The organism is Bradyrhizobium vignae, from assembly GCF_004114425.1.
GTDB lineage: Bacteria > Pseudomonadota > Alphaproteobacteria > Rhizobiales > Xanthobacteraceae > Bradyrhizobium > Bradyrhizobium vignae.
This window is the reverse complement of record NZ_RDQF01000070.1, coordinates 1-15,153: the sequence shown is the minus strand read 5'-3', so window position 1 is coordinate 15,153 and position 15,153 is coordinate 1. Positions and strand designations below refer to the sequence as shown.

Genomic DNA, 15,153 nt, shown 5'->3' with positions numbered 1-15,153 from the left:
CTCGGCGATTAACCCGCCGCGCTCGGTCGTTTCTCGGCGAGTGCCGCAGCCATCGCCGAGATCAGCGGACGCATGAAATACGCTTCATCTGCCGGCGAGACGTCCGTGCGCAGACCGTGCGCGGCGAGCTCACCAGAGACCGCCGGCCCCACCGAGGCGATCAACGTCCGTTCGAGACCTGCACGCAGTTTCGCTTCGCTGCCATGTGCTTTTGCGGCCTCGATCAGGCGGCGGACCTGGCCGAGATTGGTCAGCGCGAGCGAATCGATTCGCCCCTCCGCCATGTCGTCGATGGCGGCGACGATGTTGGCATCAGCGGCCTTGGAATCGTAGACGTAGGGCAGCACGGTATCGACCTCGGCGCCTTGCGCCGCAAGCGCACCGGTCAAGGCGCTGTGGTCCTTGTCCGGATAAAGCTGGAGGCCGAGGCGATGCCCCTTCAGGTCGAGCTTGGCCAGCATCTCGATCACGCCCTCCGTGGTCGGCTTCTCGGTGGTCTGCTGCGCTTCGAGACCGATCTCGCGCAGCGCCTTGCCCGGCTTCGGGCCCCGGGTGAATTTGCGCGCTCTGGCGAGCGCCGGGACAAGGGCGGCGTCGAGCTCGCGGGCGCGGGCAAGCTTCATGATGCGACGCAGGCCTTCGCCCGTCATCAGCACGAGATCGTCAAACGGCTTGTCGATGGCACGGCGAATCCAAGCCTCGACCGGAGCCGGGTCCGTCGCATCACGGATGGTGAACATCGGGCACTGCACGACCTCGGCGCCTTGCTCGAGCAGAAGCTTCGAAAACTGCGCCTCCTCCCGCGTTTCCAGGATCAAGATGCGGTAGCCGTTCAAGCGGTCGGCCATGGGTATGCTCCGGTCAGACAATCGCAATCGTCCGTTCATCCTGACTCCGCGCTTCGTGTCGAGGCAAGTCTTGGGATTGGCGCAAGGGCGGGGGCGGTGCTAGAGCAGGGCGCAAATCGCGGATAGTTCCGTTGCACAAAGCTTCATCAAGAGCCAAGCCTGTTCATCAATATGCCCGATCATCAATATGTCCTGACCCTGTCCTGTCCGGATCGCCCCGGCATCGTCTCCGCGGTGTCGACGTTCCTTGCCCACAACGGACAGAACATCCTCGACGCCCAGCAGTTTGACGACGTCGAGACCGAGAAGTTCTTCATGCGGGTGGTGTTCACGGCGGCCGATCTTGCCGTGGAATTGTCGGCGCTCCAGACCGGCTTTGCCGCGATCGCCGAGCGTTTCGGCATGGAGTGGCAGATGCGCGACCGGGCTGCGCATCGCAAGGTGATGCTGCTGGTGTCGAAATCCGACCACTGTCTGGTCGACATCCTCTATCGCTGGCGCACCGGCGAATTGCCGATGATACCGACCGCGATCGTCTCCAACCATCCGCGCGAGGTCTATGCCGGGCTCGATTTCGGCGGTATCCCCTTCCACCACCTGCCTGTCACCAAGGAGACCAAGCGCGAGCAGGAGGCGCAGATCATGAATCTCGTCGGCGAGACGAAGACCGATCTGGTGGTGCTCGCCCGCTACATGCAGATCCTGTCGGACGATCTCTCGGCAAAGCTGTCGGGGCGCTGCATCAACATTCACCACTCGTTCCTGCCTGGCTTCAAAGGCGCAAAACCCTATCACCAGGCGCATGAGCGCGGGGTGAAGCTGATTGGCGCCACCGCGCATTACGTCACGCGCGACCTCGACGAGGGCCCGATCATCGACCAGGACGTCGAGCGCATCAGCCATCGCGACACGCCGGAAGATCTGGTCCGCAAGGGCCGCGACATCGAGCGCCGCGTGCTGGCACGGGCCATCCGCTATCATCTCGATGATCGCGTCATCCTCAACGGCCGCAAGACGGTGGTGTTCGTGGATTAGGGTACTGTCGTTCCGGGACGCGCGAAGCGCGAACGATGGTGCGCAATTGCGCACCAGAGAACCTCGAGGTGCCGGGTTCGCCTGTGAGGCGCCCCGGAATGGCAGGTATCCATCAGCGCACCGCGCCAGCCGACGTCGTCCCCGTCGCCCCCTTCTGGGCCTGCTCTTCTTTCTCGCGATCGGCCGCCGGCATCAGCCGCTTGCGTTCGCGTTCCTTCATGTAGGCATCGTATTGCGGTGTGCCCGGTCGCGGCGGCGCATCGGCCGGCAGGCCGCCGGCCCATTGCGGGACGTAGTCGCCCATGCCGGCCGAGAGCTTCTCGTTGACCGTGCCGCAGCCTGCAAGGTTGGACGCGAGCAGGGCGACTGCAGCAGCGATCGAAAGCGAACAGGAACGCATGGACATCTTCTAGGTCGTGCCGATCGGGCGCGAATAAGGGGGCGCCGGATGGGCGTCAGCGGCGAACTATAACTTTCAATATGTAAAATTGGTTTATTCCAAGATTGGCGCCTCTGTATACAAAAAGGTATTATGGTGAGCATATTGCGGGCCTTGAAGCGTTCAGTCTAGCTGATACGGTATACATCACGTATTCACTCGTGCTCATTCGGTGAGAGCCGCCGGATGTCTCGCCGCGAAACAGTGAGATGTCCGGATTCTGCAAATGAGAGGCGGAATCTTCCATCAACGAGTCGCGCGGGCCTTCGTAAAATGGAGCATCACCCGACAAGGGCTTCTTCGTTGACAGGACCATGTTATTTGTACAAATGTACAAATCTCCTGCCGTCGTTGAGGCGGATCACGCGGCTTGCGCCGAATGGTCGCCCAACGTCCGATTGACAACGGGGTTGCAGAGGACGCCATGTGGCCGCGCGGCATGGCTTATCCGTGAGTCAAGCGCGGCAAGGACCGGGCACGCGGTCCGGCGCACGTCAGGAATGAAGGGGAGGGACATCCGATGTTCGAACGCAAGATTTTTCCACGAGCCGCAGCAGCGGCCGTCATCGCCGCCCTTGCGGCCGTCGCCTCCGCCAAGGCCGAGGACAGCATCAAGGTCGGCCTGATCCTGCCAATGACTGGCGGCCAGGCCTCGACCGGCAAGCAGATCGAGAACGCGATCAAGCTCTACATGCAGCAGAAGGGCGACACCGTCGCCGGCAAGAAGGTCGAGATCATCCTCAAGGACGATGCCGCGATTCCTGACAAGACCAAGACCGCCGCGCAGGAGTTGATCGTCAACGACAAGGTCAACTTCATCGCCGGCTTCGGCGTGACGCCGGCAGCCCTTGCCGCCGCGCCGCTGGCGACGCAGGCCAAGATCCCGGAAGTCGTAATGGCGGCCGGCACCTCCATCATCACGGAGCGCTCCCCCTACATCGTGCGCACCAGCTTCACGCTGGCGCAGTCCTCGACCATCATCGGCGACTGGGCCGTGAAGAACGGCATCAAGAAGGTGGCGACGCTGACCTCGGATTATGCGCCCGGCAATGACGCGCTGAACTTCTTCAAGCAGCATTTCACCGCCGGCGGGGGCGAGGTGGTCGAAGAGGTCAAGGTGCCCTTGCAAAATCCCGACTTCGCGCCGTTCCTCCAGCGCATGAAGGATGCCAAGCCCGACGCGATCTTCGTGTTCGTGCCCGCGGGCCAGGGCGGCAACTTCATGAAGCAATATGCCGAGCGCGGCCTCGATAAGGCCGGCATCAAGGTGATCGGACCCGGCGACGTCACTGATGACGATTTGCTCAACAACATGGGTGATGCCGTGCTCGGCACGGTCACCGCGCACCTCTATTCCGCGGCGCATCCCTCGCAGATGAACAAGGATTTCGTCGCGGCCTACAAGAAGGCCTTCGGCAATCGTCCGGGCTTCATGGCCGTGAGCGGCTATGACGGCATCCACCTGATCTATGAGGCGCTGAAGAAGACGGGTGGCGACACCAACGGCGACAAGCTGATCGAGGCGATGAAGGGCCAGAAATGGGAGAGCCCGCGCGGCCCGATCTCGATCGACCCCGAGACCCGCGACATCGTGCAGAACATCTACATTCGCAAGGTCGAGAAGGTCGACGGCGAGCTCTACAATGTCGAGTTCGCGACCTTCGAGGCCGTCAAGGATCTCGGCAAGACCAAGAAGTGACGCGCTCTTCTAAACCTCTCCCGCTTGCGGGAGAGGTCGGCGCGCAGCGCCGGGTGAGGGTTCTCTCAATACGGGGATTGTCCCGTTGCGCAGATGCCCTCTCCCCAGCCCTCTCCCGCAAGCGGGAGAGGCACAGTAGCCTACTCCGCTTGGCGTAATATTTTCTCGACAACGACTTGTCATCGATGACCGCAATCCTCACCAACCTGTTCGATGGCGTTGCCTATGGCATGCTGTTGTTCGTGCTCGCCTGCGGGCTCGCGGTCACGCTCGGCCTGATGAACTTCGTCAATCTTGCCCACGGCGCCTTCGCGATGGCCGGCGGCTATGTCTGCATGGTGCTGGTCAACCGGATGGGCTGGCCGTTCTTCGCCGCGCTGCCGCTCGCCTTCGTCTCGGCCGCCGCGATCGGCATCGTACTGGAGCGCTCGCTCTACCGGCATCTCTATACCCGCAGCCATCTCGACCAGGTGCTGTTCACCATCGGCCTGACCTTCATGTCGGTGGCGGCGGTCGACTACATCCAGGGCTCCTCGCGCGTCTTCATCAATTTACCCGCCGCACTCCAGGGCCAGTTCGACGTGTTCGGCATCGGCATCGGCCGCTACCGGCTGATGATCATCGTGATCTGCGGCCTGCTCACCATCGGCCTGCAGATGGTGCTGGCCAAGACCCGCTTCGGCAGCCGTCTGCGCGCCGCGGTCGACGATCCCCGCGCCGCCAGCGGTCTCGGCATCAACGTGCCGCAAGTGTTCGCCTTCACCTTTGCGTTTGGTTGCGGGCTTGCCGGCCTCGGCGGCGCGTTGAGCGCCGAAATCCTCGGCCTCGACCCATATTTCCCGCTGAAGTTCATGATCTACTTCCTGATCGTGGTAACCGTCGGCGGCTCCTCCTCGATAACAGGCCCGTTCCTGGCGTCGCTGCTGCTCGGCATCGGCGACGTCGCCGGCAAATATTACGTGCCGAAGATGGGACCCTTCGTGATCTACACCATGATGATCGTGATTCTGATCTGGCGCCCGAACGGCCTGTTCGGCCGCACGGCCGCCCGTTGAGTTCGCCGATGACCGCTGCTTCCGACGTCGGGTACCACGCCCAGCGCCAGGCGCGCTGGCACTACGGCGAAGTCGCCTTCTGGCTCATCGTGCTGGCCTGTGGCTTTCTGTTTCCGTCGCGCTATCTGATCATGACCGACATCCTGCGCCTGGCGCTGTTTGCGATGTCGCTCGATCTGATCCTCGGCTATGCCGGCATTGTCTCGCTCGGCCATGCCGCCTTCTTCGGCGTCGGCGCCTATGCCGCGGGACTGCTTGCGCTGCACGGGATCATCAACGAGCCCGTGCTCGCGCTCGTCGTCGCGGGCCTTGCCGCGATGGTGCTCGGTTTCGGCACCAGCTTCCTGGTAATCCGCGGCGTCGACCTGACACGTCTGATGGTGACGCTCGGCATTGCGCTGCTGCTGGAGGCGCTCGCCGAACGCTTCTCCAATGTCACCGGCGGCACCGATGGCCTGCAGGGCATCGAGATGCAGCCGATTTTCGGCCAGATCCCGTTCGACATGTTCGGCAAGGCCGGCTTCTTCTATTCGCTGGCTGTGCTGTTCGTGCTGTTCCTGCTCGCCCGTCGTGTCGTCCATTCCCCGTTCGGCCTGTCGCTGCGCGCGATCAAGAACAATCCGTTGCGTGCCGCGGCCATCGGCATCCCCGTCAACCGCCGCCTGATCGCGATCTACACGCTGGCGGCGTTCTATGCCGGCATTGCGGGGGCGCTGTTCACCCAGACCACCGCGATCGCCTCGCTCGACGTGTTTGCCTTCGAGCGTTCCGCAGACCTGATGCTGGTGCTCGTCATTGGCGGCACCGGCTATCTCTATGGCGGGCTGATCGGTGCGGTGGTGTTCCGCATGCTGCAGGAATTGTTCTCGACGATCACCCCGCAATACTGGCAGTTCTGGATAGGCCTCGTGCTGGTCGTGATCGTGCTGGTCGGTCGCCAGCGCCTGCATCGCTGGGTGCTCTATGTGCCGAACCTGATCATCAGGCAGGTTGCGGGACGTAAAGCCGTCGTCGCCGTCCCGGAGAGCGACACATGACCATCGCGCTCGAAACCCGGAATCTCGAAAAGCAGTTCGGCGGCCTGCGTGTCACCCGCGATCTCTCCCTGAAGGTCGAGCAGGGCGCCCGCCATGCGTTGATCGGCCCCAACGGCGCCGGCAAGACTACCGTGATCAACCAACTCGCCGGTGTGCTGAAGCCGAACTCGGGCCGCATCCTGCTCGAAGGCCAGGACATCACCGATTTGCCCGTGCACAAGCGCGTGCTGCGCGGCCTGTCGCGCACCTTCCAGATCAACCAGCTCTATCCCGACCTGACCGCGCTCGAGACCATTGGTCTTGCGGTCTCAGAGCGCCTCGGCCATGGCGGCGACTGGTGGCGGCGGATGGGGACGCGCGGCGACGTCAACGGCGAGATCGCCGAGTTGCTCACGCGCTTCCATCTGCTCGACGTCATGAACGAGCAGACCGTGACGCTTCCTTACGGCAAGCAGCGCCTGCTCGAGATTGCCGTCGCCATTGCTGCCAAGCCACGCGTGCTGCTGCTCGACGAGCCCGCCGCCGGCGTGCCCGAGAGCGAGCGCCACGACATTCTCGCCGTCGTCGGCGCGCTGCCGCGCGAGGTCACCGTGCTCTTGATCGAGCACGACATGGACCTCGTGTTCTCCTTCGCCGATCGCATCTCGGTGCTGGTCTCGGGCGCGCTGCTGACCGAAGGCCCTCCCGAGCAGGTCGCGCGCGATCCGCAAGTGAAGGCCGTCTATCTCGGCGAGGAGGCTGTCAATGTCTGACCTGCTCGCGATCGATTCACTTCGCGCCGGCTACGGCGAGGCCGTGGTGCTGCCGAAGATGACGCTCCGCCTCGCGCAGGGGCAAGTGCTCGCGCTGCTCGGGCGCAACGGCACCGGCAAGACCACGCTGATCAACTCCATCGTCGGCGTCACCCGCCGCTTCGCAGGCAGCATCACGCTCGCCGGCACCGACCTCACGGCCATGCGGCCCGACCAGCGGGCGCGCGCCGGCATCGGTTGGGTGCCGCAGGAGCGCAACATCTTCCGCTCGCTCACGGTGGAAGAGAACATGACCGCGGTGGCGCAACCCGGTCCCTGGACGGTGGAGAAGGTCTACGAGATGTTTCCGCGGCTGAAGGAGCGGCGGAGCAACTTTGGCAACCAGCTCTCCGGCGGCGAGCAACAAATGCTGGCGATCGGCCGCGCGCTCACCCTCAACCCGAAGGTCCTGCTGCTGGACGAGCCCACCGAAGGCCTCGCCCCCATCATCGTCGATGAGCTTCTGAAGGCGATCGGGACCATCACCCGGGCAGGAGGCATCTGCTCGATCATCGTCGAGCAGAATGCCCAAAAGATTCTGGGGCTCGCGGACCGCGTTGTGATATTGGAGCGCGGAACGATCGTCCACGACGCTCCGAGCGCTGCGCTGAAGGCGGACCCCTCGGTCCTGGAGCGCCATCTCGGAGTGGCAGGGGCGGCGGCACACTAAAATTTGCAGGGAGTAATACATGCAGCAAACCAAAGCCCCCTTCCGTGCCGACGAGGTCGGCAGCCTTTTGCGCCCCGCCAAGATCAAGGAAGCCCGTGCAAAACTGGAGAAGGGCGAGATCTCGGCTGACGATCTGCGCAAGATCGAGGACTTGGAGATCGAGAAGGTCGTGCACAAGCAGGCCTCGATGGGGCTCAAGCTCGCGACGGACGGCGAATTCCGCCGCTCCTGGTGGCATTTCGACTTCCTGGCCAAGCTCACCGGCTGCGAGCTATTCCACCCCGACACCGGCATCCAGTTCACGGGCGTGCAGACCCGTCACGATGCGGTCCGCGTCATAGGCAAGCTCGACTTCCCCGATGACCACCCGATGCTGGATCACTTCCGCTTCCTGAAGAAGGTCGCCGACCAGGCCCACGTCACCGCCAAGATGACGATCCCGTCACCGGCCGTGCTGCACTTCCGCGGCGGCCGGAAGTCGATCTCGAAGGACGTCTATCCCGACCTCGATGCCTTCTACGAAGATCTCGGTAGGACCTACCGCAAAGCGGTGAAGGCGTTCTACGACGCCGGCTGTCGCTATCTACAGTTCGACGACACCGTCTGGGCCTATCTCTGCTCGCAGGATGAATTGCAGAAGGCGCGCGAGCGCGGCGACAATCCGGACGGCCTGCAGCAGATCTATGCCCGCATCATCAACTACGCCCTGGCGGAGAAGCCCGCCGACATGGTGGTGACGACGCACGTCTGCCGCGGCAATTTCCGCTCGACCTGGATCTCCTCGGGCGGCTACGAGCCGGTGGCCGAGACCCTGCTCGCCGGCACCAATTACGACGGCTACTTCCTGGAGTACGACAGCGACCGAGCCGGCGGTTTCGAACCGCTGCGCTTCCTGCCCAAGGGCAACAAGGTCGTCGTGGTCGGCGTCATCACTTCGAAGTTCGGCGAGCTCGAGAAGAAGGACGACATCAAGCGCCGCCTGCAAGAAGCCGCCAAGTTCGCTCCCTTGGAGCAGCTCGCATTGTCCCCGCAATGCGGCTTCGCCTCGACCGAGGAGGGCAACATCCTCTCCGAGGAGGAGCAGTGGGCCAAGCTGAGCTTGGCGGTGGAAATCGCCAAGGAAGTGTGGGGTAACTAGGCCCCGCCGCCGACCTCGCTTGTGTCCCGGACGCGCTGCAACGCTCTTGCGTTGCTGCGCAGAGCCGTGATCCAGAACGCAACGAGCCGAGTGGCGGAGAGATGGGCCTCGGCTCGGCAGCGCACCGCTGAAGAAGCGCTGCGCTGCGTCTGGGCACGAGGCCATCTCACTTCTCCGCCAGATAGACCTCGCCCAGCAACGACGAATTCGACCACGGCACCTGCTTGTTCTTCGTGGTCGAGACCACCTCGGCCCGCACCCGCGTCAGCATCTGCTGCACCTCCAGCCCGGGGGTGCCGATATGACGCGAGAGGGCGGCGGAGAACGGCGAGTTGGCGCCTTCGCCGTCGAGCGCGACCTGGCCCGGCGCGGTCGCGAATGCGATCAGCGTGCCGGCCCCTAAAGTCGCACCGGTGCCGAGACTCGTTGGCGCGGCGAGGCCCGAGGCGCCCTCGATGCCGCGAGTATTTCCGGCAGCTGCGACCTGCTGCGCCATCGGGTTGTTGCGGCAGGCATCGAAGATCAGAATGTTGGTGCGGACCTGGTCGTCGAGGCCGGCCATGATCGTGTCCATGTCGATCATCGCCTCCGTCATGTTCGCGCCCGGCTTGAGCGCGACGTCGACGGGAATGAGATAGTTGCGGCCGTCGACCTGCACGCCATGGCCGGCATAGTAGACCACCGCCACCTGCGCCCGCGCCGCCTCGCGCAGAAAGTCGCGCGTCATCTTCTGCATCGCGGCGCGATCGAGATCGACGCCCTCGGACACGCTGAAGCCGATGTCGCGCAGGCTCTTCGCGACCGCACGCGCATCGTTGGGCGGATTGGGCAGCGCCTTGACGTGCGCATAGGCGCCGTTGCCGATGATCAGCGCCATGCGTGCACCGCGGACGGCCGGAGCTGGCGACGGAATCGGTGCTGAGCCGGTCTGCAGCGGGGTAGGGGATGCCGCCGGCTGCGTTGCAGGGGAGGGGGTATCGCGCGGGATCGGCGCGGCGGCGTCCGTCACCAGCGCCAGCCGAACCTTTGCTGTTGCCTGGCTAGCCTTGCTGCCGGCATCGGACGCAACGATAGCCAGCGTCGCCTTGTAGTCGTCGCGCGCGCGTGCGTAGTCGCCTTTGGCCTCATAGGCCAGCGCGCGATGGGTGTAGCCCGATATCAGCACGCTGTTCGGCGGCGTCATGATGTTGACCGGCGGCTTCTCCTTGGCGAGCTGGATCGCTTCGCTGCCGTCGGCGATGGCGCGATCGAAATCGCCCTTGGCCCGCCAGATCGAGGTACGGGTGATCAGCGGCTGCGGCAGCGAGGGATCAAGCCGGATCGCCTGGTTGACGTCGGCGAGTGCACCGTCGAGATCGCCGAGGGCTTCCTTCGAGATGCCTCGGTTCTGGAACGAGAACGCCGATCTCGGATCTGACTTGATCGCCATGTCGTAGTCGGCGATCGCCTTGGTGTAATCGCGCTTGCCCCGCCAGGCGTTGCCGCGATTGTGGAAGATGATGCCGCTGGGCGGGCCGAGCTTCAGCGCGTCGTCGAAATCGGCGATCGCGATGTCGTAGTCGCCCTTGTCGAAATAGGCAGATCCCCTGAGGTTGTAGACAGCCTGGCTCGGCTTGAGCCGGATCGCTTCCGTGGTATCAGCGATGACCTTTGCGTAGTCGCCCTTCTTATTCCAGCCCACCGCACGCCAGAAATAGACGGTGGCGAGTTGTTCACCCTTGAAGACCTTCAGCGCGATGATCTTGGTGCAGGCGTCGACCATCTGGTCCGCCGGCGTGGTCTCGGTAGTGCAGAGCGGTCCGAGCTGACTACGCGCCTGCCCGAAGGCGGGCAGGGCTCCCGGCGCGACGGTGAGCAGGCAGAGTGCGACGAGCAGACGGCGCATGGCGATGGTCCCGTGAGGAGAAGCGCTTGTTTGTTGCCCAAGAGGGCGTAGGGGTTCACCGCTCCGCCCGCCCTGGCGCGCCTAGGGAAACGCGGCGCCTCGATCCGCTATTCCCTGAGTGGGCAGAATTTGCTAAGAGGTGGGACCCAACCCAGCTGCCCACCGCTTCCCACTTATGAAGAACGACGAAATCCTGAGCCAGATCACCGAGTTCTGCCGCAAGGCTGACATGGCGGAATCGACCTTCGGCCGGCGCGCGGTGAACGATGGGAAGCTGGTGCATCGCCTGCGCGAAGGAAAGCGCATCACCATCGACACGCTGGAGCGGATCCAGGCCTATATGGCCGCATCGATGGCCGGCGGCGTGCCGCCGCCGCGGGGACTTCAGGTGCCGCCGGAAAAGCGCGATCCGCGCGGCAATTTCCGCTTCTTCGAGAACCGTCAGAAATATCTGCTGTTCGTTCACACCTGTAGCGAAAAGCGGGTGATCGCGGACCGGGTTGCGTTGGAGCTTTCATCCATCCACCCGCGCCCGCCGGCCCTGCGTTTGTTCGACGCGGGTGTCGGCGACGGCACGGTGCTGGCGCGGGTGCTGCGCGCAACGCACCAGCGTTTTCCACACATGCCGTTCTATGTCGCCGGCAAGGAGCTCAGCCTGGAGGATCTGCGGCTGACGCTGGAGAAGGTGCCGGACCGCATTTTCGAGCATCCGGCGTCGGTGTTCGTCTTCACCAACATGTTTTACGCGGAGGCGCCATGGCTCACCCCGGCATCGCCTGCGGCGGCGGCTGCCACCGTCTGGCACGAGGTGCCGCTGCGCGGCGCTTCGTCGGGCGAATTCGAGCAGCAGATCGTGGAGCTGAGGCCGTTCTTGGAGCAGAACTGGCGCGCTGCGATCAGCCCACGCACGGCTATGCCGCTCTACGAGCGGCCCGTCGTCCTCGTGCTCTATCGCGAGGACCATAGATTCCTGTTGGATTCGACCATTCCGCGGCCGGGCCAGGCCGAAGCCAATTTCGACCTCGTCATCGCGTCCCAGCCCTACCGGGCCCTGTCCTCGGTCAATTTCCGGGCCAAGCGGATCATTGCACCCCTGGCGCGGGCGCTTCGGCCGGGCGGCAGGCTGATCGGAATCCACTCCCACGGCCATGATCCCGGTATGGAAATGATCCAGGCGATCTGGCCCGGAGAAAATCCTTTCTCGGTCAGCCGCCATGAGCTACTGCGTGCAGTTAAGTATGAACTTGGATCGGTGGGCCGCGACTTAAATTTTAATGCCTATGCGGATAACCGTTCGATCTTCAGGTATGATATGGAAGCGCTGCCCAACGAGGTCACCGGCACCATCGGAACCTCTACGGCCTTTGCAGCGTGGAATGCGGCGGTGTATGTCGCTCAGATTGAGGACGACCGGTTGACGGAAATGACTCAAAACGGCCGCACTCTGGATGCCGCCAGGGACGTGCTGCGAAAGTACAATGGGCTCTGGTTTCTCGACGAATCCTACGTCATCTCGCGTCGGCGTGATTGACATCATCAAAAGTAAACATCGCAAAAGCCCGCCGGCTAGCGGCGGAACAAGGGGTTACTGATGCGCGCGTCCTATCTCTTCACCAGCGAGTCCGTGTCCGAGGGCCATCCGGACAAGGTCTGTGACCGGATCTCCGATGAGATCGTCGACCTGTTCTATCGTGAAGGGCCGAAGGCGGGCATCGATCCTTGGGCCATCCGCGCCGCCTGCGAGACGCTGGCGACCACCAATAAGGTGGTGATCGCCGGTGAGACCCGCGGTCCGAAATCGGTGACCAACGAGCAGATCGAGAGCGTCGTCCGCGGCGCGATCAAGGACATTGGCTACGAGCAGGAGGGCTTCCACTGGAAGACCTGCGATATCGAGATCCTGCTGCATCCGCAGTCGGCGGACATCGCCCAGGGCGTCGACGCACTTCAGCCGGGCGAGGTCAAGGAAGAAGGCGCAGGCGACCAGGGCATCATGTTCGGTTACGCCACCAATGAGACGCCGGATTTGATGCCTGCGCCGATCTTCTACGCTCACAAGATCCTGCGGCTGATCTCCGAAGCCCGACACTCCGGCAAGGAGAAGGTGCTCGGTCCGGATTCCAAGAGCCAGGTCACCGTGCAGTACGAGAACGGCAAGCCGGTCGGCGTGCGCGAGATCGTGGTGTCGCACCAGCATCTGATCGAGGACCTCACCTCCAAGCAGGTGCGCGACATCGTCGAGCCCTATGTGCGCGAGGCGCTGCCGAAGGACTGGATCACGCCGAAGACGATCTGGCACATCAACCCGACCGGCAAGTTCTACATCGGTGGTCCCGATGGCGATTCCGGCCTGACCGGCCGCAAGATCATCGTCGATACCTATGGCGGCGCGGCCCCGCATGGCGGCGGCGCGTTCTCCGGCAAGGATCCGACCAAGGTCGACCGCTCTGCGGCCTATGCCGCGCGCTACGTCGCCAAGAACATCGTCGCGGCCGGTCTTGCCGACCGCTGCACGCTCCAGCTCGCTTACGCCATCGGTGTGGCACGTCCGCTGTCGATCTACATCGACACGCACGGCACCGGTAAGGTGTCGGAAGACCAGCTCGAGAAGGCCGCCGCCAAGGCGATGGATCTGACGCCCCGCGGCATCCGCACCCATCTCGACCTCAACCGACCGATCTACGCGCGCACCGCAGCCTACGGTCATTTCGGCCGCACGCCCGACAACGAGGGCGGCTTCTCCTGGGAGAAGACCGATCTCGTCGAGCAGCTCAAGCGCGCGCTCTAGTTTTCTTGCGTCATTCCGGGGCGCCGCCACGGCGGCGAACCCGGAATCTTGATCCTCCAGATTCCGGGTTCGCTCGTTTTACGAGCGCCCCGGAATGACGAGCCAACAAACAGGAACCCCCTATGAACGCGAAGCCCGGCTTCACCGATTACATCGTCAAGGACATCTCGCTCGCCGATTTCGGCCGCAAGGAAATCTCGCTCGCCGAGACCGAAATGCCCGGTCTGATGGCCACCCGCGAGGAGTTCGGCCCGAAGCAGCCGCTGAAGGGCGCGCGCATCGCCGGCTCCCTGCACATGACGATCCAGACCGCGGTGCTGATCGAGACGCTCGCAGCCCTCGGCGCCGACATCCGCTGGGTCTCCTGCAACATCTATTCGACCCAGGACCACGCTGCGGCCGCGATCGCCGCCGCCGGCATTCCCGTCTTCGCCGTCAAGGGCGAGACGCTCACGGAATACTGGGACTACACCGCGAAGCTGTTCGACTGGCATGGCGGCGGCACGCCGAACATGATCCTCGATGACGGCGGCGACGCCACCATGCTGGTGCATGCCGGCGTCCGTGCCGAAAACGGCGACACCGCGTTCCTCGACAAGCCAGCTTCCGAGGAAGAGGAGATCTTCTACGCGCTGATCAAGCGCCTGCTGAAGGAGAAGCCGAAGGGCTATTTCGGCGAGATCGCCAAGAACATCAAGGGCGTCTCGGAAGAGACCACCACGGGTGTGCATCGCCTCTACGAGATGGCCAATAAGGGCACGCTGCTGTTCCCCGCCATCAACGTCAACGACAGCGTCACCAAGTCGAAGTTCGACAACCTCTATGGCTGCCGGGAATCGCTGGTCGACGGCATTCGTCGCGGTACCGACGTGATGCTGTCGGGCAAGGTCGCGATGGTCGCGGGCTTCGGCGACGTCGGTAAGGGCTCGGCGGCCTCGCTGCGCCAGGCGGGTTGCCGCGTGATGGTCTCCGAAGTCGATCCGATCTGCGCGCTGCAGGCCGCGATGGAAGGCTATGAGGTCGTGACAATGGAAGACGCCGCGCCCCGCGCCGACATCTTCGTCACCGCGACCGGCAACAAGGACATCATCACCATCGAGCACATGCGTGCGATGAAGGATCGCGCCATCGTGTGCAACATCGGCCACTTCGATAACGAGATCCAGATCGCGGCGCTCCGCAATCTGAAGTGGACCAACATCAAGCCGCAGGTCGACGAGATCGAGTTCCCCGACAAGCACCGCATCATCATGCTGTCGGAAGGCCGTCTCGTGAACCTCGGCAACGCGATGGGCCATCCGTCCTTCGTGATGTCGGCATCCTTCACCAACCAGACGCTGGCGCAGATCGAGCTGTTCGCCAACAACAAGGACGGCAAATATCAGAAGAAGGTCTACGTGCTGCCCAAGACCCTCGACGAAAAGGTCGCCCGCCTGCACCTCGCCAAGATCGGCGTCAAGCTCACCGAGCTCCGCAAGGACCAGGCCGACTACATCGGCGTGAAGGTGGAAGGTCCGTACAAGTCGGACCACTACCGGTACTGATTTTCGGCTAAGGGCAGGCTACGGACGTTGCGAGTTTCTGCTCGCAACGAGATTGACAGGGCCCCGCCACAACCCCCACTGTCATCGCCCGGCTTGATGTTCAGCCCGGGGACATGACCGACGGGTGTTCGGGGACATAGCCGACACATTCTCCGCTCGCCAAGTCGATGATAGCGACTTGGTGGGCGGCAAAGAAGATCCCGTATTGCGCATCGTTTGCCGAG

Annotated in this window: 13 protein-coding genes; 10 read left to right on the top strand and 3 right to left on the bottom strand. The window is 63.6% G+C overall.

What is annotated here, in order from left to right; all coding sequences use genetic code 11:
- Positions 1 to 8: 8 nt before the first annotated feature.
- On the bottom strand, positions 9 to 848 hold the full coding sequence (locus tag EAV90_RS34680; RefSeq protein ID WP_129145985.1) for a uroporphyrinogen-III synthase: 840 nt from the start codon (positions 846 to 848) through the stop codon (positions 9 to 11).
- Positions 849 to 1,019: 171 nt separating this feature from the next.
- Here EAV90_RS34680 and purU point away from each other — a divergent pair, with 171 nt between their 5' ends.
- Complete coding sequence (gene purU / locus EAV90_RS34675) at positions 1,020 to 1,883, top strand: formyltetrahydrofolate deformylase (protein WP_129145984.1); 864 nt, start codon at positions 1,020 to 1,022, stop codon at positions 1,881 to 1,883.
- 112 nt (positions 1,884 to 1,995) lie between these two features.
- Here the strand turns inward: purU and EAV90_RS34670 are convergent, their stop codons facing one another.
- Positions 1,996 to 2,289, bottom strand: a complete 294-nt coding sequence (locus EAV90_RS34670; protein ID WP_129145983.1) for a hypothetical protein — start codon at positions 2,287 to 2,289, stop codon at positions 1,996 to 1,998.
- Positions 2,290 to 2,842: 553 nt separating this feature from the next.
- Here EAV90_RS34670 and EAV90_RS34665 point away from each other — a divergent pair.
- The 6 genes from EAV90_RS34665 to EAV90_RS34635 all read left to right on the top strand — a co-directional run bounded on the left by EAV90_RS34665 (position 2,843) and on the right by EAV90_RS34635 (position 8,712).
- Positions 2,843 to 4,021 carry an ABC transporter substrate-binding protein gene (locus EAV90_RS34665; RefSeq protein ID WP_122402337.1) on the top strand — a complete coding sequence of 393 codons (1,179 nt, stop codon included), beginning with the start codon at positions 2,843 to 2,845 and terminating at the stop codon, positions 4,019 to 4,021.
- Positions 4,022 to 4,206: 185 nt separating this feature from the next.
- Positions 4,207 to 5,076, top strand: coding sequence for a branched-chain amino acid ABC transporter permease (locus tag EAV90_RS34655; RefSeq protein WP_122402338.1), 870 nt, complete (start codon positions 4,207 to 4,209; stop codon positions 5,074 to 5,076).
- 8 nt (positions 5,077 to 5,084) lie between these two features.
- Positions 5,085 to 6,113: a branched-chain amino acid ABC transporter permease gene (locus EAV90_RS34650; RefSeq protein ID WP_122402339.1), complete on the top strand. Its 1,029-nt coding sequence runs from the start codon at positions 5,085 to 5,087 to the stop codon at positions 6,111 to 6,113.
- A complete protein-coding gene (locus tag EAV90_RS34645; protein ID WP_129145982.1) occupies positions 6,110 to 6,865 on the top strand; it encodes an ABC transporter ATP-binding protein in 756 nt (251 codons plus the stop codon). The genes EAV90_RS34650 and EAV90_RS34645 overlap by 4 nt, the downstream gene beginning before the upstream one ends.
- Positions 6,858 to 7,574 (top strand): ABC transporter ATP-binding protein, encoded by a 717-nt coding sequence (locus tag EAV90_RS34640; RefSeq protein ID WP_122402341.1) that lies wholly within the window; start codon positions 6,858 to 6,860, stop codon positions 7,572 to 7,574. The genes EAV90_RS34645 and EAV90_RS34640 overlap by 8 nt, the downstream gene beginning before the upstream one ends.
- A 19-nt stretch (positions 7,575 to 7,593) precedes the next feature.
- The gene (locus EAV90_RS34635) at positions 7,594 to 8,712 is read left to right on the top strand and encodes a cobalamin-independent methionine synthase II family protein (protein ID WP_129145981.1); all 1,119 of its coding nucleotides are present in this window, start codon (positions 7,594 to 7,596) and stop codon (positions 8,710 to 8,712) included.
- A gap of 166 nt (positions 8,713 to 8,878) precedes the next feature.
- On the opposite strand, the gene EAV90_RS34625 is transcribed toward EAV90_RS34635, so the two are convergent.
- Positions 8,879 to 10,597, bottom strand: coding sequence for a caspase family protein (locus tag EAV90_RS34625; RefSeq protein ID WP_129145980.1), 1,719 nt, complete (start codon positions 10,595 to 10,597; stop codon positions 8,879 to 8,881).
- Positions 10,598 to 10,772: 175 nt separating this feature from the next.
- Between EAV90_RS34625 and EAV90_RS34620 the strand changes: the two genes are divergently transcribed.
- From EAV90_RS34620 to ahcY, 3 genes are all read left to right on the top strand, one after another.
- Entirely contained in the window at positions 10,773 to 12,128 is a 1,356-nt protein-coding gene (locus tag EAV90_RS34620; RefSeq protein ID WP_122402344.1) for a hypothetical protein, read from the top strand.
- A 60-nt stretch (positions 12,129 to 12,188) separates the two neighbouring features.
- Complete coding sequence (metK, locus tag EAV90_RS34615) at positions 12,189 to 13,385, top strand: methionine adenosyltransferase (RefSeq protein WP_122402345.1); 1,197 nt, start codon at positions 12,189 to 12,191, stop codon at positions 13,383 to 13,385.
- A gap of 122 nt (positions 13,386 to 13,507) precedes the next feature.
- Complete coding sequence (gene ahcY / locus EAV90_RS34610) at positions 13,508 to 14,929, top strand: adenosylhomocysteinase (RefSeq protein ID WP_122402346.1); 1,422 nt, start codon at positions 13,508 to 13,510, stop codon at positions 14,927 to 14,929.
- Positions 14,930 to 15,153 lie beyond the last annotated feature (224 nt).

Excerpts from the sequence above, each read along its gene's own strand:
- EAV90_RS34665 (WP_122402337.1), top strand. The coding sequence starts at position 2,843 with ATGTTCGAACGCAAGATTTTTCCACGAGCCGCAGCAGCGGCCGTCATC.
- EAV90_RS34625 (WP_129145980.1), bottom strand. The coding sequence starts at position 10,597 with ATGCGCCGTCTGCTCGTCGCACTCTGCCTGCTCACCGTCGCGCCGGGA.
- EAV90_RS34670 (WP_129145983.1), bottom strand. The coding sequence starts at position 2,289 with ATGTCCATGCGTTCCTGTTCGCTTTCGATCGCTGCTGCAGTCGCCCTG.
- ahcY (WP_122402346.1), top strand. The coding sequence starts at position 13,508 with ATGAACGCGAAGCCCGGCTTCACCGATTACATCGTCAAGGACATCTCG.
- metK (WP_122402345.1), top strand. The coding sequence starts at position 12,189 with ATGCGCGCGTCCTATCTCTTCACCAGCGAGTCCGTGTCCGAGGGCCAT.
- EAV90_RS34645 (WP_129145982.1), top strand. The coding sequence starts at position 6,110 with ATGACCATCGCGCTCGAAACCCGGAATCTCGAAAAGCAGTTCGGCGGC.
- purU (WP_129145984.1), top strand. The coding sequence starts at position 1,020 with ATGCCCGATCATCAATATGTCCTGACCCTGTCCTGTCCGGATCGCCCC.
- EAV90_RS34650 (WP_122402339.1), top strand. The coding sequence starts at position 5,085 with ATGACCGCTGCTTCCGACGTCGGGTACCACGCCCAGCGCCAGGCGCGC.
- EAV90_RS34620 (WP_122402344.1), top strand. The coding sequence starts at position 10,773 with ATGAAGAACGACGAAATCCTGAGCCAGATCACCGAGTTCTGCCGCAAG.
- EAV90_RS34635 (WP_129145981.1), top strand. The coding sequence starts at position 7,594 with ATGCAGCAAACCAAAGCCCCCTTCCGTGCCGACGAGGTCGGCAGCCTT.
- EAV90_RS34680 (WP_129145985.1), bottom strand. The coding sequence starts at position 848 with ATGGCCGACCGCTTGAACGGCTACCGCATCTTGATCCTGGAAACGCGG.
- EAV90_RS34655 (WP_122402338.1), top strand. The coding sequence starts at position 4,207 with ATGACCGCAATCCTCACCAACCTGTTCGATGGCGTTGCCTATGGCATG.
- EAV90_RS34640 (WP_122402341.1), top strand. The coding sequence starts at position 6,858 with ATGTCTGACCTGCTCGCGATCGATTCACTTCGCGCCGGCTACGGCGAG.